A 24777-nucleotide genomic window follows, 5' to 3' on the forward strand; every position below is an offset into this window, starting at 1 on the left:
CTCGCTTGGCGGTGACGGCGACGCCGAGGAGATGAACGCCGCTCGCTGGTGCGCAGAGGGCGACGTCCTTGGCACGAGACGGGAAGACCGGAAGGAGACGCGGCACGATGCAAGCGACATCGAAGGGGACAGGCTCGCCCGCCGAGCCGGCGGATTCAGTGCAGGACAACGAGGGGATTCGCCCGTGGCGAGAGCGAGCGCTGGCAGCGCTGAAGGACTCAGCCTGGACCGCGCTGGGCGGCAAGGTCGCAGCGTACGTCGCGGGGTTCTTCGCGCTGGCGCTCGTGGGCTCCGGGCATGCGCTGAGCCTGCTCCCGGCCCGCCCGGCCAACTCGGCCCGCCCGACAGACCCGACCGCAGGGCTGGCGATGGTCGCCGGCGATCCAGCGCCGCTCGGCTCCGCCGGAAGCCCCCCGCCCCAGGCCACCTCCGAGCCGGCAGCCGACGCGGGGGCTGCAGCGGTGGAGCCGCCGCCGCCCAGCGATGGCGGGGCGGGCGCTCCCGCGGGCGGCGGCGTGACCGCAGACGGAAAGGTCGTGCTGAACCTCGCGACCGAGGCGGACCTCCGGCGCCTTCCCGGCGTCGGCCCCGCGAAGGCGGCCGCGATCCTGGCGCTCCGCGCCAAGCTCAAGCGCTTCCGGAAGGTGGATGACCTGCTCCGGGTCAAGGGGCTGGGCCGGCGGTCGCTGAAGCGGCTGAGGCCGCTCGTGCTCGTCGATCCACCTTGATTGGAAGATCGCACTGCAAGGTGCGGAGTGATCCCTCGGTGGCACCGCACCTCATGCAGGTTGTGCAGCGCAGGGGCCTGCCAGGACACGTGAGCGCGCGACGCGGCGAGCTCTGGCCCTCAGCGGATCGCGCCGCTGTACAGGAACTCGCCGAGGCCGATGGAGAAGGCGAAGCAGCCGTAGAGCGCGTGCTCGAGGCATGACAGCGGCAGCGAGCCGGTCCGGAGGTACGTGCGGGCGAAGAGCACGCCGAAGACGCTCGTCAGCGCGAGCGCCACCCAGTTTCGAAAGGCGATGTGGCCGAAGCCGAAGAGCAGCCCGCCCACGAGGGCCGGGTGCGCCGCGAGGAGCGCGCTGTAGCGGTGGAACAGGAGGGCTCGGTAGAACAGGCCTTGCGGTATCACCGAGAAGACCGGATAGGCCACCATCACCAGCGCCCATATCCCCGGCCTCTCCCGCACGAAGCCGAACAGCCGCTCTGGCGCGATCAGCGCGCCGGCGGCGGTCGCGACCGTCGCGACCGCCGCGAAGCGCAGGAGCACCCGCGCGAGGTCGCGCCGCGGCATGGGCCCGAGCAGCGCGCTGCGATCGAAGCTCGGATCGCGCAGGAGCAGGACGAGCGAGAGCGCGAGTGCGAGCCACAGGGCCGCGAGGACGGGCGGCCGGTGGAACCCGAACGTGAGGAGCAGCGGCCCTCCCACGTAGAGCAGGAGTGCATCGACGAGACGAAGCGAAGCGCGGGGCGGCATGCGCATCGAGGCTCCTCGGCCCGCGCCGGCTGTCAATTGACGGCTGTTTGACGTTTGTTGGAGCTTTCGTGCCAAACCCCGTTGCCCCGGCGACCTGCTCCCATCGCGACGCGGACGCAGGAGCGGCGCACCGCACCGGATGTCCTGGCGACGCAGGCGACGACGTGAGCCGCAGCCCGGCGAGCTCTCGCGCGGATGCCCCCTTGCTCCCCCGGGGCGCTCGGGCACACTGCGCCGCGATGCACGTCCACTTCGTCGCCGTCGCGGGCACCGGCATGGGTGCGCTGGCAGGGCTCTTCAAGGCCGCGGGGCACGACGTCTCGGGCTCCGACGTCTCGTTCTACCCGCCCATGGGGCCGGCGCTCGAGCGGTGGGGCATCCGCCTCCTGACCGGGTTCGATCCCGCGCACCTCGACCCCCGGCCCGATCTCGTCGTGATCGGCAACGTGTGCCGCCCGACGAACCCCGAGGCCCGCGCTGCGATCGACGGAGGCATGCGGGTGACCACGATGGCGCACGCGCTCGCGGATCACATGCTCGCCGGCCGCTCCCCGCTCGTCGTGGCCGGCACGCACGGCAAGACGACGACGAGCTCGATGTGCGCGTGGATCCTCCACGAGGCAGGCAGGGACCCTGGCTTCCTCATCGGCGGCCTGCCGAAGAACTTCGAGGCGAGCTTCCGCCTGCCCCGGAGCGCCTCCTCGGCGAGCGACCGCCGCGGCCTGCCGCTCCTCGGCGAGGCGGGCGCGGGGCGCCGCAGGACGCCGTTCGTCGTCGAAGGCGACGAGTACGACACCGCCTTCTTCGAGAAGACGCCGAAGTTCTGGCACTACCAGCCCGAGGTGGGCGTCGTCACGTCGATGGAGCACGATCACATCGACATCTACCCCGACGCCGCGTCCTACGAGGCGGCGTTCCGCGGGTTCGTCGAGCGGATCCCGGAGACCGGGCTCCTCGTGGCGGCCGCGCACGATCCGCGGGTCGTCGAGCTGGTGTCGCGATCGGCGCGCGCAGAGGTCGCGTGGTTCGCGCTCGAAGGCGACGACACGCACGGGCAGCCGCCGCACTGGCTCGCCGCGCCCGCGGAGGCCGGCGAGAGCGGCCAGTCGTTCGATCTGTACGCCGGCGGCGTCCTGGCCGGGCGCTTCGCCCTGCAGATGCCGGGGCACCACAACGTGCGCAACGCCATCGCCGCGATCGCGGCCGCGGCGCAGGGCTTCGGCGTGCCGCTCTCGACCGCGACCACGGCGCTCGCCGCCTTCGCGGGCGTCAGCCGTCGGCAGGACCTCCTGTTCGAGGCGCGCGGGGTCCGCGTCTACGACGACTTCGCGCACCACCCGACCGCGGTGGACGAGACGCTGCGCGCGCTCCGGTCCAGGCACCCGGGAGGCGCGCTGTGGGCGGTGTTCGAGCCGCGCAGCGCGACCGCGTGCCGCGCCCTCCACCAGGAGCCCTACGCGCGCGCGTTCGACGCGGCCGATCGCGTCGTGCTGGCGCCGCTCGGGCGCCCGGACATCGCCGCCGGCGAGCGGCTCGATCTCGACAGGCTGGTGCGCGACATCGAGCACGGGGGCAAGCGCGCGGAGGCGGCGGCCTCGGTGGACGCGATCGTCGCCGCCATCGCGCGCGACGCGCGGGAGGGCGACACGATCGCGCTCCTGTCCAACGGGGCGTTCGGCGGCATCTACGAGAAGCTCCGCGGCGCGCTGTCGGCGGAGGCGCGATGAGCGGGCGCGGATCAGCCGAGCTGCTCGAGCTCTCCGAGATCGCGCTGCGCGTCGCCGAGGAGGCGGCGACGCTCGTCCAGGCCGGGTTCCGGGCAGGGCCGCGCGGCTTGCGCGTGGAGGAGAAGGGGCCGCACGATCTCGTGACCGAGTTCGACCGGGCGAGCGAGGACCTGCTCGTCGCGCGGCTCGACGCGCTCACGCCCGGCGTCGCCGTGGTCGGCGAGGAGCAGAGCGCCACACGCCGCGCGGAGCCCCGCGGCGGGCTCGTCTGGTACGTCGATCCGCTCGACGGCACGACGAACTTCGTCCACGGTCATCCGTTCTGGTGCGTGTCCGTCGGCCTGATGGATGACGATGTGCCCGTCGCCGGCGCCGTCGTCGCGCCCGCGCTCGGGCTCCGCTGGACGGGCTTCCGGCCGCGCGGCGCCGCACGCGCGCCGGTGAGCACGGCGGCGATCGACGGAGAGGCGCGCCGCAACGGCGAGCGATGCACGGTCAGCGCCACGGCGTCGCTGCAGCGCGCGATGGTGGCGACCGGCTTCCCGCCGATCCGCGACCGGGCGCCGGACAACAACTTCGACGCCTTCATGACCGTCAAGCGCAACGCGCAGGCCGTGCGTCGTTGCGGCAGCGCGGCCATCGATCTCTGCATGGTCGCGGACGGAACCTACGATGCGTACTGGGAGCGCCGGCTGCATGCATGGGACGTCGCCGCGGGAAGCGCGATCGTGCGCGGCGCGGGCGGCGTCATCACCGCGCTCGACGGCGGTCCGCCGAACTACCACACAGGCAACATCGTGGCGTCGAACGGCCTCGTCCATGCCGCCATCGTCGCGCTGTTCTCTCACCCGGGCTCGCCGACCTGCTAGGCGCCGGCCTGCTCGGGGCTACCCGTACGCCATCAGGCCGTACGCCATCAGGCGCTCGTGCATGACTCCTGCATGACTCGCGGGCGAATCGGGCGAGATCCTTGCGCGATTCATGCATGGCCCGTGCGAGGCGAGCGACGTCAACGGAGAACGATGTGAGCGATGTGAACGCTGACCGCCGAACGCGACCATCAAAACATGAGCAAAACATGAGAACGTGCGGAAGAGCTGTTGACGGAGCCGCCCAGTGAACTATCCTATGGTTGTTCCCTCTGCCGGCTTCGTGAGGCGTTGGACGATTGAATCCCGAGTAAGCAAGAACCAGGGAGCCAACAACGATACCGTGGTGAGCTAGGCCCGGAACCATTCACCGGGAAGCCTGAAGCGGTACTTAGGCTCCCACCTAGCAGCTATGCTAGGGGTTCAAGTCCTTCGGCCCACGTCCTCGGCGGTACGGAACATCTCTCTCCTGCGGGCCGTCCAAGCGGCCCGCAGTTTTTTGATGTCCTCGACATGTGCCCGGCGGCCGGCGCACCGCGGCGTCACCTGACGGCGGTGGTACCGCGCCTGGGCGCGGCGCCGCGACGCTCGTGGCACGGGACAAGGCCGAGCACACCGCACAAAGAACGGGGAGCCGGGGGCGGCGCGGGCGGGGCACGCTGAGCACGGCCCGGCTTTTGTTTCCGTTCTCATCCCCCTTCCGGTAGCTTCGGGCCTGCGATGGATACGAGATCCCCTCGATCTGCAGGTTCTCAGCACAGCGAGCAGCGCCCGCTCATCGGCGCAGCGCGGTTTGGGTCGTCAAGCCACCTCGCGCCCCGCCTTCCCGGCAGCTCGCGCTTCGTCCGACGCCTGGCCTTGACGCTCGCGATCCTCACCGTGCCCGGGGCTGCCCTGGCAGCGGTGACGATCAAGGGCCGGACCACGGGCATGCCCAAGCTCCTGAACCCGGTCTGGAACGAGGCCAAGGACCCGAAGGCGAACCGGTACACCTTCCGCGAGCCGTCCCCGACCGTCCGCGCTGATGTCCGCGCGCTCTTCGGCTACGCGCCGAAGGAGCTGTGCATCGCCGCGCTCGGCGAGAAGGGCGCGCCGCTCAAGACACCGCGCTCGATCGTCATCGCGGGCGGCCGCACCTCCCCGGTGACGATCGTCGTCGCCGAGGGCCAGCAGATCCAGTTCGAGAACCAGGACCCGTTCCCGCACAAGATCTACGACGTCGGCAACAAAGGGCTCCAGCCGGTCGACATCGCCGCGGCCAAGACCCGCGCCTGGACACCGCCAGGCCCCGGCAAGTACGAGCTCCGCGACCAGCTCGCCCCGAGCGTCCGGTCGTGGATCGTCGTCGAGCCGAGGGCGGTGGCCGTCGCCTACCCGGATCGTCAGGGCAACTTCGCCATGGAGATCGAGGCCGGCACGTACACGCTGCAGGGCTACTTCAACGGCGAGCCTGTCGGGAAGGCCATCGAGGCGATCGTGAAGCCCGGGCCGGACGAGCAGTTCATCAAGGATCCGGTCGTCGTGGGTGAGGCCGGCGGACCGAGCGCGGAGGCTGGAAAGTAGGCCATGCTGCTGTCGCGTTTCTGGTATGGGGTGCTCGCGCTCGCGCTCGGCGCCGCGGTCTTCGTCCTCTTCGTCGCCGCGCAGCTCTACAACCGCTCGAGCCACCGCGCGATGAGCGAGGCGCTCAGCGCCGACTCCAGCGCGGTCGAGTGGTTCCTCAACGATGACGCCCGGAAGCGCTCGAGCGCGCTCATCCGGGTCGCGCTGAACCCAGCCTTGCGGACCGCGCTCGCCAAGTCGTCGACCGAGGCCAAGCCCGGCGCCGAGCTGCGCGAGAAGGCCCGCACTGCGCTGCGCACCGCGACCGCGGAGGTGCCCCCGGAGCTCAAGTTCGACCACGTGTGGGCCGTCGACGCGGCGGGGCGGGTGATCGCGTCGGTGGACTTCGAGCACCGCGAGGACTGGGAGCTCGGCGGTTACCCGCTGGTCGCCGACGCCCTCCACGGCTGGATCCGCGATGACGCGTGGGTCTGGAAGGGCCGCATCCTCCGCGTCGTGGCGCGCCCCGTCGAGCAGGACGTCAACGGCGAGCCGGTCGGCGCCGTGATCGGCGCCAAGATCATCGACGACACCTTCGCCCGCGCCGTCACGAAGCGCACCGGCGCCGCCGTTGGCTTCTACGCCGAGGGGGCGCGCGTCGCCTCCGGCGCGCCCGAGGGGTTCGACAAGGCGAACCTCGATCAGATCACGCAGGATCTGAAGCTGCTCGACGACAACAAGGACTACGTCGAGAAGGGGCGCTCGGAGGTCCGCGTCATCGGCCAGCACCTCGGCGTGGTCTACGCGCGGCTGCCCGGCGAGGCGTGGGAGCTCGGCGCCGGCTACGCGGTCGGCCGCCTCGCGGCGTCGGTCGACTCGCCGCTCAACTTCCTCGACAAGGCGAACAACGACGACAAGAGCGAGGTGCCGACGGTGCTGATCCTGGTCGGCGTCCTCGCCATGGCCGCGATCGGGCTGGTGCTCTCGTTCCTGGAGCACACCCGGCCGCTCCATGTCTTCCGCGGCGAGGCGGCGCGCTTCGCCAAGGGCGAGGTCGACGTGCTGGCGCCGAGCCGCTTCCGCGGCGCCTACCGGAAGATCGCGGCCGACATCAACGACGGCGTCGAGAAGGTGGCCGCGAAGGGCGGCGCGCCCCGGAAGGCCGCCGACCTCGAGCAGGTGCTCGGCCCGATCCCGACGCAGCCGGCGATGAGCGCGTTCTCGGTGCCGCTCGGCCCCGGCGAGCCGCGCCCTGACTCGCGCCCCTCGTACCCGAAGCCCATGGTGAGCCCGCGCGGCCCCACGCGGCGGCCAGGCTCGCACCCGCTCAGCGGTCCGCCGCCGGCCCGCGACTCTGTAGAGCCGGTCGAGGCGATCGAGGAGGTCTCGGACGCGGGGATGGCGATCTCCGCCCTCGAGCCCGCGGGCGCTCCCGGGCGCCCGCCGCCGCGGCGCCCGCCGCCGCCGCCGCCGCCCAAGGCGCCGGGGGTGCCCGCCGTGCCGAACCCGCTCCCGGAGCCGGTGAGCGCGCCGGAAGCGCCGGCCGCGCGGCAGGACGGCGCGGGAGATCCGGACGAGCTCACCGAATGGAACGCCGTCTACGAGGAGTTCCTGTCGGTCAAGCAGCAGTGCGGGGAGCCCACGAACGCGCTCACCTTCGAGAAGTTCAAGGGGACCCTGCAGCGCAACAAGGACGCGCTCGTGGCTCGCCACAACTGCTCGCGTGTTCGCTTCACGGTCTACGTGAAGGACGGCAAGGCGGCGCTCAAGGCGTCTCCGGTGAAGTGAGGCCGAGCGGCGGGGAGCGCCGCGCGGCGGGGACGGGGGGTCATGAGACGAGGATCTGCCGGCGCCGCGGGCGCCGCGTTCGCTGCGATGGTGGCCGCCGGCGCCGCGCGCGCGTCGTCAGGGCTCGACTCGCCTGACATCGGGGTGCTCCAGCTCGGCCGCGGCGGGGCGTGGGTCGCGCGGGCGGACGATCCGCTCGCCGCCTACTTCAACCCGGCGGGGCTCGCCGCGCAGCGGAGCGGCGCCCACGGCGGCGTCCACTTCATCCAGCTGGCCCAGTGCTTCACGAGGCTCGGCCCCGGCGGCCGCCCCGTCCCGCCGAGCGCCACGACGGCGATCCCGGCGCCCGGCAGCGACGGCAGCCCCGATCCCGAGGTGTGCGCCGAGGGTGGCCTGTTCCCGAACCCGCAGCTCGCGGCGACCCTGCGCGTGAGCGACGCGCTCGCCGTCGGCGTCGCGGTGCTCGGCCCGCACGGCGTCGGCGAGCGGGCATGGCCCGAGTCGCTCCGGTACACGCACCCGAGCTTCGGCGACATGACGCAGCCGTCGCCCCAGCGGTACCTGCTCACGTCGCTCGACGCCCTGATGTTGATGCCGACGCTCTCGGTCGGCTTCACCCCCGCGGAGGGTGTCTCGCTCGGCGCCGGCTTCATCTGGGGCACGGCGGCGATCGATTTCATCAATTTCAGCGAGGCGCTCTCGGGCGAAGGGGGCGACGACTTCAAGGCGCACGGCGATCTGCGCACGCGCGCGAAGGCGACCGACTTCTTCATCCCTGGCTTCGTCCTCGGCGCGCGCTGGGCGGCGACGGCTCACCTCGATCTGGGCGCATGGTTCAAGTGGCAGGACGCCGTGCGCGCGAAGACCGATCTCACCATCGAGTCTCGCTACTGGACGCCGGCAGGGGCCAAGGACGAGGACCCCTGCAAGGGCGAGGCGCCGGCGTGCAACGTCACCGAGGAGCAGGGCGCCGGCGATCTCACGATGCGGATCCCCATGGAGGCGAAGCTCGGCCTCCGGTACCACATGCCTCGCGCCGGCGCGCGGCGCGTAGTGAACGCACGCAGCGCACGCCGCGCCTCCGCCGCCGAGCCCCACGTCCGCGACCCGATGGCGGATGACCTCTTCGATGTGGAGCTCGACTTCACCTGGGCCAACAACAGCGCGGTCGACGCGATCGAGGTCCGGTTCCGCGAGGGCATCCCGGTGCGCGGCACGAGCGTGGGCACGGTGCCGCCCAACGCCGACGTCCCGCACCGCTGGCGGGACGTCCTGGGAGTCCGGCTCGGCGGCGATTTCGTCGTGCTCCCGAGCCTCCTCGCGCTGCGCGCCGGCGGCTTCTTCGAGAACAAGGGGCAGGACGACGCCGATCTGAACCTCGACTTCCACCTCGGCTACCGGATCGGCGTCGGGGCCGGCGTGACCGCGCGCGTCGGCCCGGTCGACATTTCAGCCGCGTTTCAGCACACGTCCTTCGGTGCGCTGGACAACGGCGGGAACGGGCGCCTCAAGGCCGTATCCGGCGCTGCGCTGAGCGGCTACCGCAGCATCCAGAGCGTCAACGGCGGCCGCTTCGAGAGCAACCTGGACGAGTTCGGTCTGAGCGGAACGATGCGCTTCTGAGCGGGCGGCTGCTCGGGCGTGGCTCCGACGTGCCTCCGACATGGTGGAGCGCAGGACAGGAGGCGCGGAGCCGCGGCGCAGCGGAGGCGCGCCGGACCGCCGGGGCGGTCGACGCGGAAGGCGGTCGCGCCTATAAGATGCCTCCACCATGAGTGAATCGAACGTCCGCAACCTGGTCATCATCGGCTCCGGCCCCGCCGGGCTCACCGCCGCCATCTACGCGGCGCGCGCCAACCTGAAGCCGCTCCTCATCGAGGGCTTCAGCGCCGGCGGCCTGATCCCGGGGGGCCAGCTCATGTTCACGACCGACGTCGAGAACTACCCCGGCTTCCCCGAGAAGATCACCGGCCAGGAGCTGATGCAGCGCTTTCGCGATCAGGCCGCCCACCAGGGCACGGAGATCGTGACGGCGGACGTGACCAAGGTCGAGCTGACGGGCCACCCCTTCAAGGTGTGGGTGGAGGACACGCTCTACCTGACGAAGGCGGTCGTGATCGCGACGGGCGCGCGCGCCAACTACATCGGCCTCGAGAGCGAGGACAAGCTCAAGAACAAGGGCGTCAGCGCCTGCGCGGTCTGCGATGGCGCGCTCTTCCGCGGCCAGGACGTCGTGGTCGTCGGCGGCGGCGACACGGCGATGGAGGAGGCCACCTACCTGTCCGGCCTCTGCAGCAGCGTCACGCTGGTGCACCGCCGCGACGAGTTCCGGGCGTCGAAGGCGATGGTCCAGCGCGTGGTCGATAACCCGAAGATCAAGATCCTCTACAGCCACGTGGTGGAGGAGGTGCTCGACGTGAAGGCCGATATGGTGACGGGCGTCCGCGTGAAGAGCACGAAGACGGGCGACAGCCACCTCGTGCCGGCGGCGGCGCTGTTCGTCGCGATCGGCCACACGCCGATGACCGATCTCTTCGTCGGGCAGCTCGACACGCACCCGAACGGCTACCTGAAGACGGTGCCGGGCTCGACGCGCACCAACATCCCGGGCGTCTTCGCCGCGGGCGACGTGCAGGACTGGAACTACCGCCAGGCCGTCACGGCCGCTGGCACGGGCTGCATGGCCGCCCTCGACGCGGAGCGCTGGCTCGCGCAGCAGGGCGGCCACTGAGGGGACGACCATGGTCGAAGCGCTGCGCGAAGAGCTCGCCGATCTGACCGCCTCGGTCCGGGCGTTCCTGGAATGGCACGCAGCGACCGGCGCGGACGGAATGCCGGGCCACCCTGCAGCGCTCCACGAGGCGCTGGGCGCGGCGTCTTCGGACGGCGCTCCGCCGGCGCCTCGGCGGCCGGAGCGCGGCTTCTCCGGGCAGGATGCGCCCTCGCCGCCGGTGGCGCGAGGGGGGAGCGGCGCGGCGTTCTCGCCGCCGGAGCCGCGCGGTGGCGCTGCGGGCGCCCCTCTGCATCCGGAGCCGCGCGGAGCCGCCGCGAGCGCCCCTCTGCCGCATCCGGAGCAGCGTGGCAGCGCTGCGGGCGCCTCCCCGCGTCCCGAGCAGCGCGGCGGCCCCGAGTCGCAGGGGGCGTGGTCGCCGACGCAGGCGCAGCGGGGTCCCGAGCCGTCACCCCGGCCTGCCGTGAGCGCCGCACCGGCACCTCGCGCGGATACGGTTGCACGCGCGAGCGCAACGCTGCCGGACACGAAGGAGGAGCGCGCGGCGCGGCTCTCGCTCATCGCGGAGGAGGTCCGCACCTGCCAGAAGTGTCCGCTCCACGAGGGCCGCACCCACACGGTGTTCTCGCGCGGCGACCCGAGCTCCGAGGTCGTGTTCGTCGGCGAGGGGCCAGGGGCGGAAGAGGACCTGCAGGGGCAGCCGTTCGTCGGCGCGGCGGGGCAGCTGCTCGACAAGATGATCGCGGCGATGGGGTACCACCGCGACGAGGTCTACATCTGCAACATCGTGAAATGCCGGCCGCCGAAGAACCGGAAGCCTGAGCCGGCCGAGATGGCGGCCTGCAGCCCGTACCTCACGGCTCAGCTCGCGCTGATCAAGCCGAAGGTGATCGTGGCGCTCGGCGCCACCGCGGTGCAGGGGCTGATCGGGACGAGCGAGGGGATCACGAAGCTCCGCGGCACGTGGAAGCTCTACAAGGGCTCGATCCCGATCATGCCCACGTTCCACCCGGCCTACCTGCTGCGCCAGCCGAGCGCGAAGCGAGAGGTCTGGAGCGACCTGAAAGAGGTGATGCGCCACCTCGGCAAGAGCGCGCCCGACAGAGGCTGAGGTGGCCGCGCGCGCTTCTGGGCGCGGGCAGCCGGTGGCGCAGGTCCCCGCCGCCGTCGGCGCAGGCGCCGAGCCGCAGGCGCCTGACGAATCGAGCCCGGCCGAGCAGCCCTCGCTGCGATCGATCGTGCGCTGCGCGCTGGTGCTCCTCGGCGCCCTGCCCTGGTGCCTCCCCCTCGCGCGGAGCCGCGCGCCGCTCGGGGAGCTCGGCGCAGCGCTCGATCGTGTCTTCGCGCCGATGTGCCACCGGATGCCCGAGCGCTCCCTCGCGCTCGACGGCGTCGTCATGCCGCTCTGCAGTCGCTGCGCTGGCATCTTCGCCGGGTTCGCGGCGGGCGCCGCGATCGCGCGCCCTCGCCTGGCGATGACGGCGTGGCGCCCGATCCTCATCGCCCTCGCCGCGCTGATGACGGTCGACGTGGCGACCCAGGACCTCGGGCTGCGCCCCGTCTGGCATGCGAGCCGCCTCGCCACGGGCGTGGCCTTCGGTTATGCCGCCGCCGCGGCGTTCCTCGCGCAGCTCGCTCGCCGCCCGCGCTAAGCGCTACTTGCGGCCGCCCATGGCCCTGCACTCGTGGACGGGACCCTTCGTGGCGTTGCGAACGCAATCGCTGTACGCGGCGAGGCCGTCCTTCCACTTGCCCGTGTCCTGGAGCGCCGAGCCCAGGTAGAGATAGGGCAGCGCGTCGCTCGGATCGACCGCGATGGCCGCGCGGGACGCCTCGATCGCGTCCTTGTACCGGCCGCGGTTGAGGAAGCTCAGCGCTTCCTTCTTCAGCTTGCCCGCGTCCGCGGCGCCGGCCGCCGGCGCCGCGGCCTTCTCTGCCTCGGCCTTCTCCGCCGCAGCCTTCTCTGCCTCGGCCTTCTCTGCCTCGGCCTTCTCCGCCGCAGCCTTCTCTACCTCGGCCTTCTCTGCCTCGGCCTTCTCCGCCTCGGCCTTCTCCGCCGCAGCCTTCTCCGCCGCAGCCTTCTCTGCCTCGGCCTTCTCTGCCTCGGCCTTCTCTGCCTCGGCCTTCTCCGCCGCGGCCTTCTCCGCGTCGGCCGCCTCCTTCACCGGCTCGGGAACGGCGCCGGCCCCCTTTGCAGAAAGCTCCGTCAGCGCCGACTCGGTCTGCGCAGGCGTCTTCGCCCGTGCCGGAGAGGGAGCGCCCGCCGCGGCCAGGAGCTTCGTCTCGACGGGCGCTGGCTTCGGAGCCGGCGCGGCCATCGCGACCGGCGCAGGCGAGGACGGCTTGCTCGAGAACACCGCCTTGGCGACGACCGCCACGGAGATCACGCCGGCGAGCCCCGCGACCGCCGCGACGATCCGACGAAGGCGCGCCCGCCGGGCGAGGGTCTCGGGCGACAGCTGATGAACCACAACGAGGCGCTCGTCAGCGTGATCGTCGGGGCCGCTGGCCACCTCGGCGAGCGGCGGGAACGACTCCTCTTCATCACGCCGAAAGAACGCCGCTGTGGGCGAGGAAGGGTCGATCAGATCGAGGGCATCCGCGTCGGACGCAAGCTCGTCGGGCGGGGACGCAAGGGCACCCGGCTGATTCAGGGCGCCGGCTTGTGGAGCCATGCTCAACGGGTCGTGCTCCAGCGCCTTGTCAGGGTCCGCATCGTCCGTGTCGCGTGGAACGGCGCGCTGCGCGGCGAGCGCCTCGGACGCTGGCGCAAGCGCGGCGACCGGCGCAGCCTCAGCAACCGGTACAGCCGCGGCGACCGATGCAGCCACAACGACCGGTGCAGCCACAACGACCGGTGCAGCCACAACGACCGGTGCAGCCACAACGACCGGTGCAGCCGCAACGACCGGTGCAGCCGCAACGACCGGCGCTGCCTCAGCGACCGGCGCTGCCTCAGCGACCGGCGCAGCCTCAGCGACCGACGCAGCCGCAACGACCGGCGCTGCCTCAGCGACCGACGCAGCCTCGGTGACCGGCGCAGCCTCGGCGACCGGCGCAGCCGCGGCCACCTCCGCGACGATCGGTGCAGCGGGCGCCTCGAGAGCCGGCGACACAGCGGGAGCATCGTCCGCGGCGCCGGCGGCCAGCGCAGGAGCCACGGAACACTCAGCTTCCTCGGCGACGACGTCCGAGCCGCTCGCGACCGGGCTCGCGGAGTCCCTGGTCGCGACGGCCGGCCCCTCAGGCGCCGCCGACACCCGCGGCTGGGAAGCCCGGGGACGGAGACTTCGGCCCCTGTTCGCGCGGGCCGATCCAAGAAGTCGCTTCGACATGTCCGAACCATCCTCCCGTGATTGTCACGCCCCCGATGGCGCAGGGGACCGGCGACTCGCCCTATTCATGATCCAGGCCGACCCCAACGGCGAGCGCTCGCCCGCGCATTTCCGTGCCTTCGCAGCACCACCGCGTGTGCCGGATCGTGCCGCGGTCACCCCAGCCAACCCTACCCGCGCTCGAACGAGCACACACGCGATCTCGCCCCACCGCGTTCGACAGCCCCTCCGCAAAAATGCGCACCGAGCGCACGCGCTGCCCGCTGCAGCCGGTGCGCCCTGAAGGCACGGCGATCCAGGCGATGGAGCCCCCCGGCGCCACGCACGTCAGCCTCCACCGAGCTGCACCGGCCGCCCCGCGACCGGGGCAGCGCGGAGCAGGACGAGCGTGTCGAGCTTCTTCTTCGCGTCGGAAGCCATGACCGTGCCCGCCAGGTTGTGCGCCATCTCCCAGGGCACCTCGTCGTCCGCCGAGAAGAAGGCCACCGTCGCGCTGCACGCGGCGATGTCCTTCGTGAGCTGCTCGCCGGTGTTCGACAGATCCGGGCCGGCGAGCCCCTTGCGCTGCTTCTTGCCCATGCCGCCGCCGAACGGCCAGATCGCCGTGGCGAGGTCCTTCAGCACCATCGTGCTGACGGCACAGGAAGGGGGCTTCGACACGCGCCCCTCAGGGACCACCGTGATCTCCTTCGGGAGGTCGTCTCGCCCGTCGGTCTTGATGACGACCTTCGGCGCGCCCGCCGCGCCGAGCTCCGTCACGACGGCGGCGACAGCGGCCGGCTTCGCCCTCTTGTCGGCCAGCAGCGTCACGGGCTTGCCCTCGATCGGCAGCTCGCGGATCGCCTTCGTCAGCTTCTCGGGCCCCTCCTTCTGCGCCAGATCCACGCGCTGGCCGCCGATGTAGGGGCCCATGGAGTCGACGAGCAGCTCGGGCATGCCCTTCGGCTTCGGCGGCGCGACAGGCGCCTCGACGCTCGGGGCCGCCGTGGCGGCCGCGCCAGGCTCGGAGGGCTTCGGCGCGCTCTCGCACGCCGCCGCGGCCAAGATCAGGCCGGCGGCGACCGCGAGGCGCGGCGAGGCGCTGAAAAGGAGGCAGGAAGCTCTCATGGCGCGGCAGTGTAACCAACCGGCCTGGCTCCGCGCACCTCCGCTGTGCGAGAGTTCGCGCGATGGCTTCCCCGCTCATCGACCGGCTGGCGCAGCTCGGCTCGTCCGCCCGAACCGCCGTCGAGGACGAGCGGGGGCAGACCACCTTCGCGACGCTCCTGGAGCGAGCCCTCCGCATCCGCGGCGCGCTGCTCGCCGGCGGCACGCGGCGCGGCGCGGGTGAGGCCGAGAGCCCGAGCTCCCTGGAGGGGGAGCGGATCCTGCTCCTCGTGTCGCCCGGCGCGGCGTGGGTCTCGGCCTTCCTCGGCACCCTCCTCGGCGGCGGGATCGTGCTGCCGCTGTCGGCGCTCTATCCGCCGGCAGAGCTCGAGTGGCTCGCGAGCGACGCCGGCGTGCGGCGGATCATCACCGACGGCGACCTCACCGCCGTGGCCGCCCCGATCGCGCCGGGCCGCGCCGTGCTCCGCGTGGAGGACCTCGAGCGCGCCGCCCCGGGGCGAGACGCGGCGATCTCCGACATCGCCGCGGATGATCCGGCGCTCCTGCTCTACACGAGCGGCACGACCGGCAAGCCGAAGGGGGCGCTGCTCACGCACCGCAACCTGGCCGTGCAGGCGGAGCTCCTGCGCGCGGCCTGGGGCTTCTCGGATCACGACATGCTGCTGCACGCGCTGCCGCTGCACCACCTCCACGGCGTCGTCATCGCGCTCATGACGTCGCTGCTCGCGGGCAGCGCGACCAGGATGCTGCCGCGCTTCGACGCCCAGCGCGTCGCCGCCGAGATCGCGCGCCGCTCGGTGACGTCGTTCATGGCGGTGCCGACCATGTACCAGCGGCTGTTCGAGCACATCGACCGGGGCGGCGCGCCCGGCTTCGCCGCGGGGGCGCAGGCCCTGCGGCTCGCGACGAGCGGCTCCGCGGCGCTGCCGGTGACGCTCGCCGAGCGCTGGCGCGACCTCACCGGCACGATCCCGCTCGAGCGCTTCGGGATGACCGAGATCGGCGTCGGCATGAGCAACCCGCTCGATCCAGGCGCGCGGCGGGCAGGCTGGGTCGGCTTCCCGCTGCCGACCGTCGAGGCCCGCATCACGGACGACGCGGGCAACGCGTGGGCCCCGGGTGAACAACCGCCGGGTGAACAACCGCCGGGCGACCCGCCAGCGCCGCGCGGCGGCGCCGCGGTCGCGCGAGGCGAGCTCTGGATCCGCGGGCCCAGCGTCTTCAAGGGATACCTCGGGCGCGAGGACGCCACCGCCGCGGCCTTCCAGGACGGCTGGTTCCGCACCGGCGACGTCGCGGAGCGCTCCAGCGACGGGTGCTTCCGGCTCCTCGGGCGGACCTCGGTCGATATCCTCAAGAGCGGCGGGTACAAGCTGTCCGCGCTCGAGATCGAAGAGGCGCTGCGGGAGCACGGCGCGATCGCCGAGGTCGCGGTGATCGGCCTCCCTGACGAGGCGTGGGGAGAGCGCGTCGTCGCGGTCGTCGTCGCCGCGCCCGGGCGAGAGGCGGAGTGCGCCACCGGACCGCTCCGCGCCTGGGCGAAGGAGCGCCTCGCGCCCTACAAGGTCCCACGCGAGTCGATCGTCGTGCGGGCCCTGCCGCGCAACGCGATGGGCAAGGTCGTCAAACCAGAGCTCGTGAAGACCATCGCAGCGGGCATTGCCGCCGACGAGCGCGGCCCGGCTCACGCGGTAGACACGCCGTAGTCGCCGCTTGACCGACGCGCTCGGCTCCGGCCTACTCGACGCCAATGCAGACTGCCAGCCCCATGGTCCAAGCCCAAGCCGCGTACGGCGGCCTCGCAGTTCAACCGTTCTCGCACCCCACGTACACGATCAAGCGGCCTTTCTGGTCGCTGCTCGGCCGCAAGTTCCACGTCTATGCGCCCGACGGCTCCCTTGTCTGCTTCGTCAAGCACCCGCTGCTCAAGCTGCGTGAGGAGTTCACCCTCTTTGCAGACGAGTCGGAGTCGCAGCCGCTGCTCACGATCCGCTCGCGGCAGGTCATCGCCCTCAACAGGTGCCTCGACGTCCTCGACGCGCGCACCAGCGAGCGCGTCGGCACCATCCGGTCGCGCGGGCTCAAATCGATCGTCCGCGACACCTGGGACATCCTCGACCCCGCAGATCAGCCGGTCGGGCTGATGCAGGAGGACGGCGCCGCGCTGCTCCGCCGCATGTTCCCGCTCCTCGTCGGGAAGTGGCACATCGAGCTCCAGCAGCAGGAAGTCGCGAAGGTGAAGCAGGTGTTCCGGTTCTTCGTGAAGGAGTTCACGCTCGACCTGTCGATGAACCAGGGCCGAATCGACGCCCGGTTCGCCATCGCCTGCTCCCTGCTCGCCCTCATGGCCGAGACCGCGCGCGAGTCCCGCTAGGCCCCCACCCGAGACCCGCCGCGGCCTCGCGCGCGGCCCGCTGATGCCGCGACCGGCGCGGTCGGCAGTCACGCGCGCGCTCGCTCGCCGAAACTTGGCCCATTTCCGCGAGCTCTGCGAGGGTCCCGCGCGATGCGCCTCGATCCTGTCTCCCGCCTCGACTCCGCCTCCGAGGAGGGCCGACCGACGTCCCCCCCTGCGCCCCCGTGCGGCACAGCCCGCTTCGCCCCGAGCGGGCAGGGCGCCGACTCCGAGCGCGAGCTCAGGTCGCAGCGCTTCCTCTGGGCGAGCGCCCCGGCGGCGCCGGACGGGCAGCTCCGCGAGACGATCGAGGAGGCCGTCGAGCTCGCGCTGGCCTTGCGCGGCGCGCTGCCGCCGCGGGTCCAGGAAGGCGCGCCGGTCGAGGTGGTGATCGCCGACCAGATCTTCCGCGCCAGGGCGCTCGGCGCCGCGGGCCTCGCCGTCGCCCTGCCGCGCCTCGCGGGCGGGCGCGCAGCCTCGCCGCGCGCGCTCCACCCGGACGACAGCGCGACGCTCCTCGCCTGGCTCGGCGCGGCGCGCGAGGCGCCCGTCGCCCTCGTCTTCGACGCGGACGACAGGTCCGCGCAGGTGCTCGCGCCGGTGCCCCTCGCGGACCTCGTCGAGAGGAGCACGTGCGACGGGTACGGCGCCATCTCCACCATGTCCCCGCGCGGGCAGGTGCGAAGCCTCGCGGCGCGCGGGGAGGAGCGCCCCGTCGGGCTGGCGCAGCCGAGCGCCGGAGCGAGAGCTCCGGTCGAAGCGCTCCCGGCCGGACCGACAGCGCTGGACGACGCGCTCCAGGCCGGGCCGACAGCCCCGGACGAGGCGTTCCAGGCCAAGCCGACGGCCCCCGAGACGCATGGAGCCTCTGCATCGCCCGCCTCCGCCGAAGGGCGGACGGAGGGACGGCTGCGCGGCGTGCTGCCCCCCCGCTCTTCGAGGATCCGCCGCGCGGACGCGCCGGCGGCCGTCGCCGGGAGGAGCGCCGTCGCGGCGCGGGCGCCGGGCGCGAGCACGCCGCCCGGCACGGACGAGGCGCCCGCCAGCGCCGAGCCGAGCGCGCCGGCCGCCGCGCCGGGTGCGCCGCACGAGGAGCACGGCGCAGGGACGACGCTCAGGCCACCGCGAGGGGCGCACGAGGCCGCGCCGAGCGCGCCGAACGCTGACGCGGCCCAGGCGGACGCCGACGCGCCCCCGCAGGCGCGGCGGGAGCGGAAGGCGCCGCGCGACCGGGTCCTCAGCGCGGCGGAGTGGCGTGCGCTCGCCGTCGAGCTCGACAACGCCCGCGGCCCGAAGCCGGTCCGGGTCATCGAGCAGCTGTTCGCGACGCACTACACGCCGCTGCTCGGCGCGACGCTCGCCGGCGAGACGGACGGTGCGGTGCGCGGCGTTGTCGACAGCTGGAGGACCAGCTTCGAGCACAGCTACCGGGAGGCGTTCTCGGCGCTGCGGGTGACCGGCAAGCGGCCGCCCATGGTGTTCGATGCGCCGGACATCGCCGCCCGCATCGCCCGGCTCAACGGGGCGCGCGGGGTGAAGCTCCTGCTCGTGGACGCGATGCGCTTCGACCTCGGCGAACGGGTCGCCGCGCATCTGAAGGAGATCCTGGTGGATCGGGCCATCCTGGTGGAGCGATCGCTCCTCTGGGCGGCGCTGCCGCCGACGACGACCGCGCAGATCTCGCTGCTCGCCCGCGGGCCGGATGGGCTCCGCGAGACGATGCCCCCGAGCGAGGCGGAGCCCGCCATCGCCCGCGGACGCGCGGTGGCGACGCTGCGGCGCGAGCGGGTCGGGTCGCGCGAGCTGATGAAGCTCGACCTCGTGGAGGCGCGCCTGCGCGCCGCGGGGCCGCCGTTCGCCGAGCGGATCGAGGCCATCGCGGAGGAGGTCTCCGATGTGATCGCGCGGTTCATGGCCAGCCTGCCGCCGCGCACGCTGCTGCTCGTGTTCGGCGACCACGGGTTCCGGATGACACCGATGGGAGACGGCAGCGCGACCGGCCCGGCGTCGCAGGGCGGAGGCTCGCCCGAAGAGGTGCTCGTCCCGGCGCAGGCGTGGCTCGTCGGCGGCATGCACTGAGCGGCCCCCGAACCGCGATCCTCTCATCCCCGACCGCGATCCTCCCATCCCAGAACGCAATCCTCCCCTCCTGGACGGCACGGCGGCGTCACGCCACCGCATGCGGGCTACGGGGATGAGGCTGCTCCGGCCGAGAGAAACGCGGTGAGCTCCGGCAGGACGAGCGCCGAGTCCTCCAGATGGGGCGCGTGCCCGAGCGGCACCATGCGCAGCGTGGCCCGAGGGATCGCGGCGGCCGCAGCGATGCCGATCGGCGCTGGGAACACGTCGTCGCGCTCGCCCCAGAGCACCAGCGTCTCCGCGTCGATCTCGCCGAGCCGCGGGAGGCGGTGGGGAACGGCGCCGACGGCAGGGAACAGCGCGTTGAACGCGGCGACGGGCGCGACCCGGCCGTCGGGCACGGCGTAAAACTCGCTGTGCAAAGCGGCCAGACGCTCGCCCAGCGGGGTGGGCCGCGGCGGATGGATGCGGCGGAAGAGCGCAGGGCCGAGCACCCGCACCAGGCGCTCCGGCGGGGCGCGGAAATAGGCGCGGCTCCACGCGGTCATGACGGGACCGACCCCCATCGCGCCGATGAGCACGAGCTTCCGCGGGCGCGCGCGCTTGCGGAGCGCGATCTCCGCCGCGACCAGCGCGCCGAGCGAGTGGCCGACGAGGGCGGCGTCGCCGAGATCCAGCTCGAGGAGGAGCTCCTCCACGGGATCGGCGAAGAAGCGGAGGCCTTCCTCGAAGCCCCCGCCCCCGAAGGGCGGAGACGACGCGTGACCGAATCCGGGAAGATCCACCGCGACGACGTGGTGGCGCCGCGCGAGCTCGGGGAGCAGCGGGAACCACGTCGTCGCGGCGTTCCCGCGGCCGTGCAGGAGGACCACCGGCGAGCCGCTGCCGCCCTCCAGGTAGCGGAGCGTCGAGCTCAGCGCGGCGCGGCGGTGCACCGCGAACGGCGGCGCGCCCGCGGTGAGCTCCGCAAGGATCGCGCTCTCGACCGGGCCCAGGCGGGAGACGACGGCGTGGACGTTCGTCACAGGCGCATTCCGTAGCGCGATCGAAACGGCGCGGGAATGCCGCAGCCCAGGAGCAGCCCAGAACCAGAGGAACCAGAAGGAGAGGGCTGCCGTCGCGCCCCCTCTTTCAGTACCTGCTGTGCCCGGGGCCGAGGATGAGCTGCATCTTGGACATGGGCTCGAAGCCCTCCACGTGCGGCGAGTGGTGACACTGCGTGACGCAGCTCTGGGGCGGGGGCGAGAGCACGATGAGCCCCTTCTTCTCGGGATCCTTCGCGTGCAGCGAGCCGGGACCGTGGCACTCCTCGCACTGCACGTTCTGCAGCGAGGCGTTGTGCGTCACCGTGGAGCCGCCCGGCTTGCCGTACCCGGTCACGTGACAGCTCACGCAGTCCAGGTTGAACTCCTTGAAATCCTGCTGCAGCGTGGCGTAGGCGCGCGCGTGCGCGGTGCCGTCGAAGACCTTGCGCTCCTCGTCGTGGCAGTTCGTGCAGGCGTCGATGCCGATGTAGCTGGCCTCGCCCTTCGCCGGCTTCTCGGGGACGCGATCCGCGAAGGCCTGCTTGTTGTGGTCGTTGACCCGCTTGTAATAGGCGAGGAGCTGCCCGGCGACGTCCTTGTCGGCCCCGAGCTTCTCGCGCACCTCGACCGAGCTGTAGCGGAAGAAGCTGCCGGTCACCTTCGTCTCCGCCGCCTCGATCTGCGCCTTCTCGGCCCGGAGCTTCTCGAGATCCGCCTTCCGAGCCTCGATGTCCTTCGCCGCGACCCGCTTGTCGCCCTCCCAGCCGTTGAGGCGGATCTCGAGCTCCCGGATCCGCTCCGACAGGCTGATGAGCTCCCCGGCCTTCGCGACGCCGCCCGCGTCGGCGAACACGAGCGGGCCGCTGCCGCCGCCTCGAACGAAGAGATCCACGACCGCCACTGATTGGAGGTGGTTCGGCGTCTCCACGACCAGCGTCGACCCGATGATCTCCGGCGGCTTCGGGCCGTCGTTGCCGTCGCCGCGCTCGCTCGGCTTGCCGAGCACCAGCACGTGCAGCTCCGGCACGTTGTCCGCGAGCCGCAGCGCCTCGCCCCTGGGCAGCGCGGCGAGCCCCACGAAGACGCTCGCGCCCTGCTTCTTCGCCTCCTCGACGCCCGCCTTCATCGCGTCGATCGCCGGGCCGGGCTTGACGCCCTCGGGATAGGCGCCGGAGCGGCCCTTCGGGTCGCTCACGCCGATGAGGCCCACCTTCACGCCGGAGACGTCGCGCACGACGACGCCCTGGACGCCCTTCGCGCCCTCGAGGTTCTTGCCGAGCAGCAACGCCCCGGACTGCTCCTGGTACTTGCCGAGCGCCTCCGCGCCGAGCGCCCAGTCGTTCTCGCCAGGCGCCCACGCCGTCAGCCCGATGTCCTTCGCCGCCAGCGCCATCGCCTCGGCCTTCCACGCGTCCTGCGAAGTGCGCTCCGGCTTCACCTCGGGGTCCGTGAAGAGCAGCGGCCCCGCGCCGACCACGAGCCGCTCCGGGGCCTCGCCGCGCTGGGCCTCGATCAGGGCGGCCAGGTGGTCGATGCCTCCCAGCTGATCCTTCGTGCAACCGCACGGCTCCAGAGCGCCAGCCACGGTGCTGAGCACGTAGAGCCGCACCGTCGGCCTGTTCGGGTTCGCGTCCACGTCCGCGTCCGCGCTCACGGCGGCCGTCGCAGGGAGCTTGCACCCCTGACAGGCCGAAGCGAAGGCCGCCGCGGAGATCGCGACGAAGGGGATCAAGAGCGCGTATCCGCGACGCACTCCGTGAAGAAGCGAGCGCTTCATGCTCGCGCTATAGCACAGGGGCTCGGGCGCACCGCCCGGGCCGCGCCGCACCGCCGGGGCCGCGCCGAGAAGACGGGAGCGCGATCAGAAGCTCGACGGAGCGAAGGGCAGGACCGTCTTCAGGTCCGCGTCGTTGAACCGGAGCTGCAGGCCGATGAAGTAATCCCGGCGATCGGCGTTCAGGATGTCGTCCATCCCGCCGAGCAGCCACAGCTTCCGGATGAACTCGTACGCGAGCGCGACGCGCCAGCGCGGCGACAGCTCCTCGCCGAAGCCGAAGAGGTCCTGGCGGAGCTCGAACCGGTCGTCGAGCAGGTGGAGATCGAGGCCGAGGCCGCCCGTCGACTCCTTGATGCCGAACCGGCCAGTGAAGGGGCCGAGCCGCTTCGCGAACTGGAACGAGAACCGGAAGGCGTTCGTCGTGATCGTGCGGACCTCGCGGTAGTGCGCGGGCTCGTTCGGGTTGGTCGTGTCGACGTCGATCTGCTGGAAGTCCGTCTTGCCGCGCGGGTCGTTCACCAGCTCGAAGACGTAATACTTGTCCTCCGCCGGCTGGAGCCTGAGCTCGACGTAGCTCTTGACGGTGTTCGCCAGGAAGTTGTAGTCGGTCCGCAGCCCGACCACGGTCTGAAACCGGTTGAGCCCACCGACGAGCTCACCGACGTTCTCGACGACCGTCTCGACCTCGTTGATCAGCGTCTCGTCCCGGGTGATACGGCCGAGCGTCCCCTCCCCGCGGTCGACGCGCGCGGCGACGCTGTCCACGTGCTTCAGCGCCGACTCGAGGCTCTCGGTCGCGCGGCCCACGCGCTCTGCGGCGCTGCGGAGCTCCCCGGGCTGCCCGTTCTTGCCGGGCACCTCGGCCGCGGCCGTCATCATGCGGATGTCGCGGCTCACCTGCTCGACGTTGCGCAGGATCTCCCGCAGGCGCGGGCCCGAGTCGCCCGTGATCTGGTTGATGTTGTTGATCGTCTCCGTGACGCCCGCGCGGTTCTCGCGCACGGTCGCGTTCATCTGCTCGGTGACCTCGGCGAGGTTGTCGAGGATCTGCGCGAGCCGCTCCTGCCCGCCCTCGGAGCCGACGGTGTTCTTCAGCGTCTCGGTGACGGTCTTGACGTCCTTCAGGATCTCGGAGACCTGCCCCTGCATCGACTGGATCGTCGGCTCATCGATGTAATAGAGGACCCTCCCCTCGTCGGGGATGCGCGGCTTGCCCTCGGTGCCGGGCGAGAGCACGACGAACGACTCGCCGATAAGGCTCGTCGCGCGCTTGCCGATGGCCGCGTCCTCGTAGAGCGGGACGTCGGGGCTCATCTTGATGTCGATGCGCGCCTGGCCGTTGTAGAGCGAGATCTTGTCGACGACGCCGACCTGGATGCCCGAGATCATCACCCGCGATTGCGGCGATACGCCGATCGCGTCGGGCAGCGTGGCCCAGACCCGGTAGCCGTTCCCGCCGCCGACGTCGCGCGAGACGAAGCGGTACCCACCGTAGGCCGCGCCCGCGAGCACGATCGTCATCACGCCGACCTTCGCGGCCTTGGAGACCTCAGCCATGCTGCGCGACGGCCACGGTAGCACGAGCCGCCCGCGGGACCGCGCGGCTTTCGCGGCGCTGCAGGTGAACAAGCGCCGGGGCGGGAAACCTGCTAGCCGAGACGAATGCGGTCATGGTGGGCCAGCGGGGTGTTCGGCGCGGCGCTCACCTCCGCGGGCGTGGCGGCAGCGGAGCCGCCGGCGCTGACGTGGGAGGCGACAACGCGCTCGCCACAACCCCCCAAGGCGGTCTCGCCGGAGATCGCCGCGCTCGCGGCGCACTGCGGCAGCGCGGACACGGCGCTCGCCGCCGTCGCCCAGCGCAACGTCGAGCGACAGCTCCAGGGCGGGGAGATCATGCCGCCCGACGAGCTCGCGTTCACGCTGCGCGCCGCCGGCGCGCCGCACGCCTGGCCGAGGGGATGGTCCATCTCCGGCCGAGGGCTCGGGCCGGCGGAGATCGGGGCGCGGATCGACGGGTGGCTCTCGGGTTGGACCACCCTCGGGGTGCGGCGATGTGGGGTGGCCCAGGCGAAGAAGCCGGACGGGACGGTGATCGTGTCCGCGATCGGGGTGGACGCGCTCGCGGACCTGTCGCCGCTGCCGACCACCGCGCGGGTAGGGCAATGGGTGACCCTCGAAGGGACGATGCGGGTCCCGGCGACCGCTGCGAAGGTGGTGCTGCTGGGGCCACGGGGCGCGCCCAAGACGGTGCTGAGCTCCCTGTCGGGCGCGCGGCTCCGCTCGAGCTTCGCGGTCGACCAGCCGGGGAGCTGGCTTGTGCAGGTGCTGGCCACGGTGTCGACCGGGCCGAGGCCCGTGCTGGAGGCGATGATCTTCGCGGGGAGCGCTCCGCCGGGCCGGTTCGTCCGCGCGGCAGCGCCGGGCGAGGAGGCCGCGAAGGGGGCGCAGGGCGACGAGGACGCGATGCTGCGGATGATGAACGCCGCGCGGGCGTCGGAGCGCCTGCCAGCGCTCGCGCGCGACGCGGCGCTCGCCGCGCTGGCGCGGGCGCACTCCGAGGAGATGATCAAGGCGAAGATGGTGGGCCACGACGTGGGCTCGGGCGATCCGGCGGCGCGCCTCAGGGCGGCCGGGTACGAGGCCACGATCGCGGGGGAGAACGTGGCCAGCTCGGGCACGACCGAGGGAGCGCACCGCGCGATCTGGGCGAGCCCGTCGCACCGGGGCAACCTGCTCGACCGGCGCTACCGGAGGAGCGGTGTGGCGGTCGTGCGCGACCCGACCGGCCGGGTCTGGGTGACGCAGCTGTTCGCAGGGTGACCGCGGACGTCGCGGCGCTGCGCTGACGTACGCTGTTCCCGTACCCCGAGGGCGGACGCGCCTTGCGGCGGGCGGGCGCTCGCGGCGAGGCGCCACGCGGGCGCT

At 72.5% G+C, this 24777-nt stretch carries 19 protein-coding genes and 1 other RNA gene; 14 read left to right on the forward strand and 6 right to left on the reverse strand.

The genetic code is table 11. From position 1 onward, the window contains the following. Positions 1-107: 107 nt before the first annotated feature. Positions 108-728, forward strand: a complete 621-nt coding sequence (locus WME79_RS41930; protein ID WP_437526834.1) for a ComEA family DNA-binding protein — start codon at positions 108-110, stop codon at positions 726-728. 119 nt (positions 729-847) lie between these two features. Here WME79_RS41930 and WME79_RS41935 read toward each other — a convergent pair whose 3' ends face one another. Then, positions 848-1483 (reverse strand): CPBP family intramembrane glutamic endopeptidase, encoded by a 636-nt coding sequence (locus WME79_RS41935; protein ID WP_437526837.1) that lies wholly within the window; start codon positions 1481-1483, stop codon positions 848-850. A gap of 233 nt (positions 1484-1716) precedes the next feature. Here WME79_RS41935 and WME79_RS41940 point away from each other — a divergent pair, with 233 nt between their 5' ends. The 9 genes from WME79_RS41940 (at position 1717) to WME79_RS41980 (ending at position 11786) form a co-directional block, all read left to right on the forward strand. Beyond that, the gene (locus tag WME79_RS41940; RefSeq protein WP_437526840.1) at positions 1717-3204 is read left to right on the forward strand and encodes a UDP-N-acetylmuramate--L-alanine ligase; all 1488 of its coding nucleotides are present in this window, start codon (positions 1717-1719) and stop codon (positions 3202-3204) included. Next, positions 3201-4073 (forward strand): inositol monophosphatase family protein, encoded by an 873-nt coding sequence (locus WME79_RS41945; RefSeq protein ID WP_437526843.1) that lies wholly within the window; start codon positions 3201-3203, stop codon positions 4071-4073. Before WME79_RS41940 ends, WME79_RS41945 begins: the two co-directional genes overlap by 4 nt. Before the next feature lie 266 nt (positions 4074-4339). Then, a non-coding RNA gene (gene ssrS / locus WME79_RS41950) (6S RNA) lies at positions 4340-4532 on the forward strand. 399 nt (positions 4533-4931) lie between these two features. After that, positions 4932-5636: a hypothetical protein gene (locus WME79_RS41955; RefSeq protein WP_437526846.1), complete on the forward strand. Its 705-nt coding sequence runs from the start codon at positions 4932-4934 to the stop codon at positions 5634-5636. A 3-nt stretch (positions 5637-5639) separates the two neighbouring features. Then, on the forward strand, positions 5640-7403 hold the full coding sequence (locus WME79_RS41960) for an MXAN_5187 family protein (RefSeq protein ID WP_437526849.1): 1764 nt from the start codon (positions 5640-5642) through the stop codon (positions 7401-7403). 42 nt (positions 7404-7445) lie between these two features. Then, the gene (locus WME79_RS41965) at positions 7446-9026 is read left to right on the forward strand and encodes an OmpP1/FadL family transporter (protein WP_437526851.1); all 1581 of its coding nucleotides are present in this window, start codon (positions 7446-7448) and stop codon (positions 9024-9026) included. 148 nt (positions 9027-9174) lie between these two features. Then, a complete protein-coding gene (gene trxB / locus WME79_RS41970) occupies positions 9175-10134 on the forward strand; it encodes a thioredoxin-disulfide reductase (protein ID WP_437526854.1) in 960 nt (319 codons plus the stop codon). A gap of 10 nt (positions 10135-10144) precedes the next feature. Then, entirely contained in the window at positions 10145-11245 is a 1101-nt protein-coding gene (locus tag WME79_RS41975; RefSeq protein WP_437526857.1) for a uracil-DNA glycosylase family protein, read from the forward strand. Between the two features lies 1 nt (position 11246). Next, on the forward strand, positions 11247-11786 hold the full coding sequence (locus WME79_RS41980; protein ID WP_437526860.1) for a DUF2085 domain-containing protein: 540 nt from the start codon (positions 11247-11249) through the stop codon (positions 11784-11786). Between the two features lie 3 nt (positions 11787-11789). Here WME79_RS41980 and WME79_RS41985 read toward each other — a convergent pair whose 3' ends face one another. Continuing rightward, positions 11790-12809: a tetratricopeptide repeat protein gene (locus WME79_RS41985; protein WP_437526863.1), complete on the reverse strand. Its 1020-nt coding sequence runs from the start codon at positions 12807-12809 to the stop codon at positions 11790-11792. A 987-nt stretch (positions 12810-13796) separates the two neighbouring features. Further along, positions 13797-14576 (reverse strand): biopolymer transporter ExbD, encoded by a 780-nt coding sequence (locus tag WME79_RS41990; protein WP_437526866.1) that lies wholly within the window; start codon positions 14574-14576, stop codon positions 13797-13799. Positions 14577-14638: 62 nt separating this feature from the next. On the opposite strand from WME79_RS41990, the gene WME79_RS41995 reads away from it, so the two are divergent. The 3 genes from WME79_RS41995 (at position 14639) to WME79_RS42005 (ending at position 19050) form a co-directional block, all read left to right on the forward strand. Next, positions 14639-16282 carry an AMP-binding protein gene (locus WME79_RS41995; RefSeq protein ID WP_437526868.1) on the forward strand — a complete coding sequence of 548 codons (1644 nt, stop codon included), beginning with the start codon at positions 14639-14641 and terminating at the stop codon, positions 16280-16282. A gap of 62 nt (positions 16283-16344) precedes the next feature. Continuing rightward, entirely contained in the window at positions 16345-16950 is a 606-nt protein-coding gene (locus WME79_RS42000) for a hypothetical protein (RefSeq protein ID WP_437526871.1), read from the forward strand. A gap of 132 nt (positions 16951-17082) precedes the next feature. Further along, positions 17083-19050, forward strand: a complete 1968-nt coding sequence (locus WME79_RS42005) for a hypothetical protein (RefSeq protein WP_437526874.1) — start codon at positions 17083-17085, stop codon at positions 19048-19050. A 107-nt stretch (positions 19051-19157) separates the two neighbouring features. Here WME79_RS42005 and WME79_RS42010 read toward each other — a convergent pair whose 3' ends face one another. The 3 genes from WME79_RS42010 to WME79_RS42020 all read right to left on the reverse strand — a co-directional run bounded on the left by WME79_RS42010 (position 19158) and on the right by WME79_RS42020 (position 23409). After that, entirely contained in the window at positions 19158-20075 is a 918-nt protein-coding gene (locus tag WME79_RS42010; RefSeq protein WP_437526876.1) for an alpha/beta fold hydrolase, read from the reverse strand. 106 nt (positions 20076-20181) lie between these two features. Beyond that, the gene (locus tag WME79_RS42015; protein WP_437526879.1) at positions 20182-21807 is read right to left on the reverse strand and encodes a multiheme c-type cytochrome; all 1626 of its coding nucleotides are present in this window, start codon (positions 21805-21807) and stop codon (positions 20182-20184) included. A 129-nt stretch (positions 21808-21936) separates the two neighbouring features. Then, positions 21937-23409, reverse strand: a complete 1473-nt coding sequence (locus tag WME79_RS42020) for an MlaD family protein (protein ID WP_437526882.1) — start codon at positions 23407-23409, stop codon at positions 21937-21939. A gap of 105 nt (positions 23410-23514) precedes the next feature. Between WME79_RS42020 and WME79_RS42025 the strand changes: the two genes are divergently transcribed. Then, complete coding sequence (locus tag WME79_RS42025; protein ID WP_437526884.1) at positions 23515-24672, forward strand: CAP domain-containing protein; 1158 nt, start codon at positions 23515-23517, stop codon at positions 24670-24672. Positions 24673-24777 lie beyond the last annotated feature (105 nt).

This window comes from Sorangium sp. So ce726 (genome assembly GCF_051521405.1).
Taxonomy (GTDB): Bacteria; Myxococcota_A; Polyangia; order Polyangiales; family Polyangiaceae; genus Sorangium.

What these genes read in the sequence shown, in the direction of transcription:
- WME79_RS41965 (WP_437526851.1), top strand. Translation starts at nt 7,446, where the DNA reads ATGAGACGAGGATCTGCCGGCGCCGCGGGCGCCGCGTTCGCTGCGATG.
- WME79_RS41960 (WP_437526849.1), top strand. Translation starts at nt 5,640, where the DNA reads ATGCTGCTGTCGCGTTTCTGGTATGGGGTGCTCGCGCTCGCGCTCGGC.
- WME79_RS42000 (WP_437526871.1), top strand. Translation starts at nt 16,345, where the DNA reads ATGGTCCAAGCCCAAGCCGCGTACGGCGGCCTCGCAGTTCAACCGTTC.
- WME79_RS41935 (WP_437526837.1), bottom strand. Translation starts at nt 1,483, where the DNA reads ATGCGCATGCCGCCCCGCGCTTCGCTTCGTCTCGTCGATGCACTCCTG.
- WME79_RS42020 (WP_437526882.1), bottom strand. Translation starts at nt 23,409, where the DNA reads ATGGCTGAGGTCTCCAAGGCCGCGAAGGTCGGCGTGATGACGATCGTG.
- WME79_RS41945 (WP_437526843.1), top strand. Translation starts at nt 3,201, where the DNA reads ATGAGCGGGCGCGGATCAGCCGAGCTGCTCGAGCTCTCCGAGATCGCG.
- trxB (WP_437526854.1), top strand. Translation starts at nt 9,175, where the DNA reads ATGAGTGAATCGAACGTCCGCAACCTGGTCATCATCGGCTCCGGCCCC.
- WME79_RS42005 (WP_437526874.1), top strand. Translation starts at nt 17,083, where the DNA reads ATGCGCCTCGATCCTGTCTCCCGCCTCGACTCCGCCTCCGAGGAGGGC.
- WME79_RS41975 (WP_437526857.1), top strand. Translation starts at nt 10,145, where the DNA reads ATGGTCGAAGCGCTGCGCGAAGAGCTCGCCGATCTGACCGCCTCGGTC.
- WME79_RS41985 (WP_437526863.1), bottom strand. Translation starts at nt 12,809, where the DNA reads ATGGCTCCACAAGCCGGCGCCCTGAATCAGCCGGGTGCCCTTGCGTCC.
- WME79_RS41940 (WP_437526840.1), top strand. Translation starts at nt 1,717, where the DNA reads ATGCACGTCCACTTCGTCGCCGTCGCGGGCACCGGCATGGGTGCGCTG.
- WME79_RS41995 (WP_437526868.1), top strand. Translation starts at nt 14,639, where the DNA reads ATGGCTTCCCCGCTCATCGACCGGCTGGCGCAGCTCGGCTCGTCCGCC.
- WME79_RS41930 (WP_437526834.1), top strand. Translation starts at nt 108, where the DNA reads ATGCAAGCGACATCGAAGGGGACAGGCTCGCCCGCCGAGCCGGCGGAT.
- WME79_RS41990 (WP_437526866.1), bottom strand. Translation starts at nt 14,576, where the DNA reads ATGAGAGCTTCCTGCCTCCTTTTCAGCGCCTCGCCGCGCCTCGCGGTC.
- WME79_RS42025 (WP_437526884.1), top strand. Translation starts at nt 23,515, where the DNA reads ATGCGGTCATGGTGGGCCAGCGGGGTGTTCGGCGCGGCGCTCACCTCC.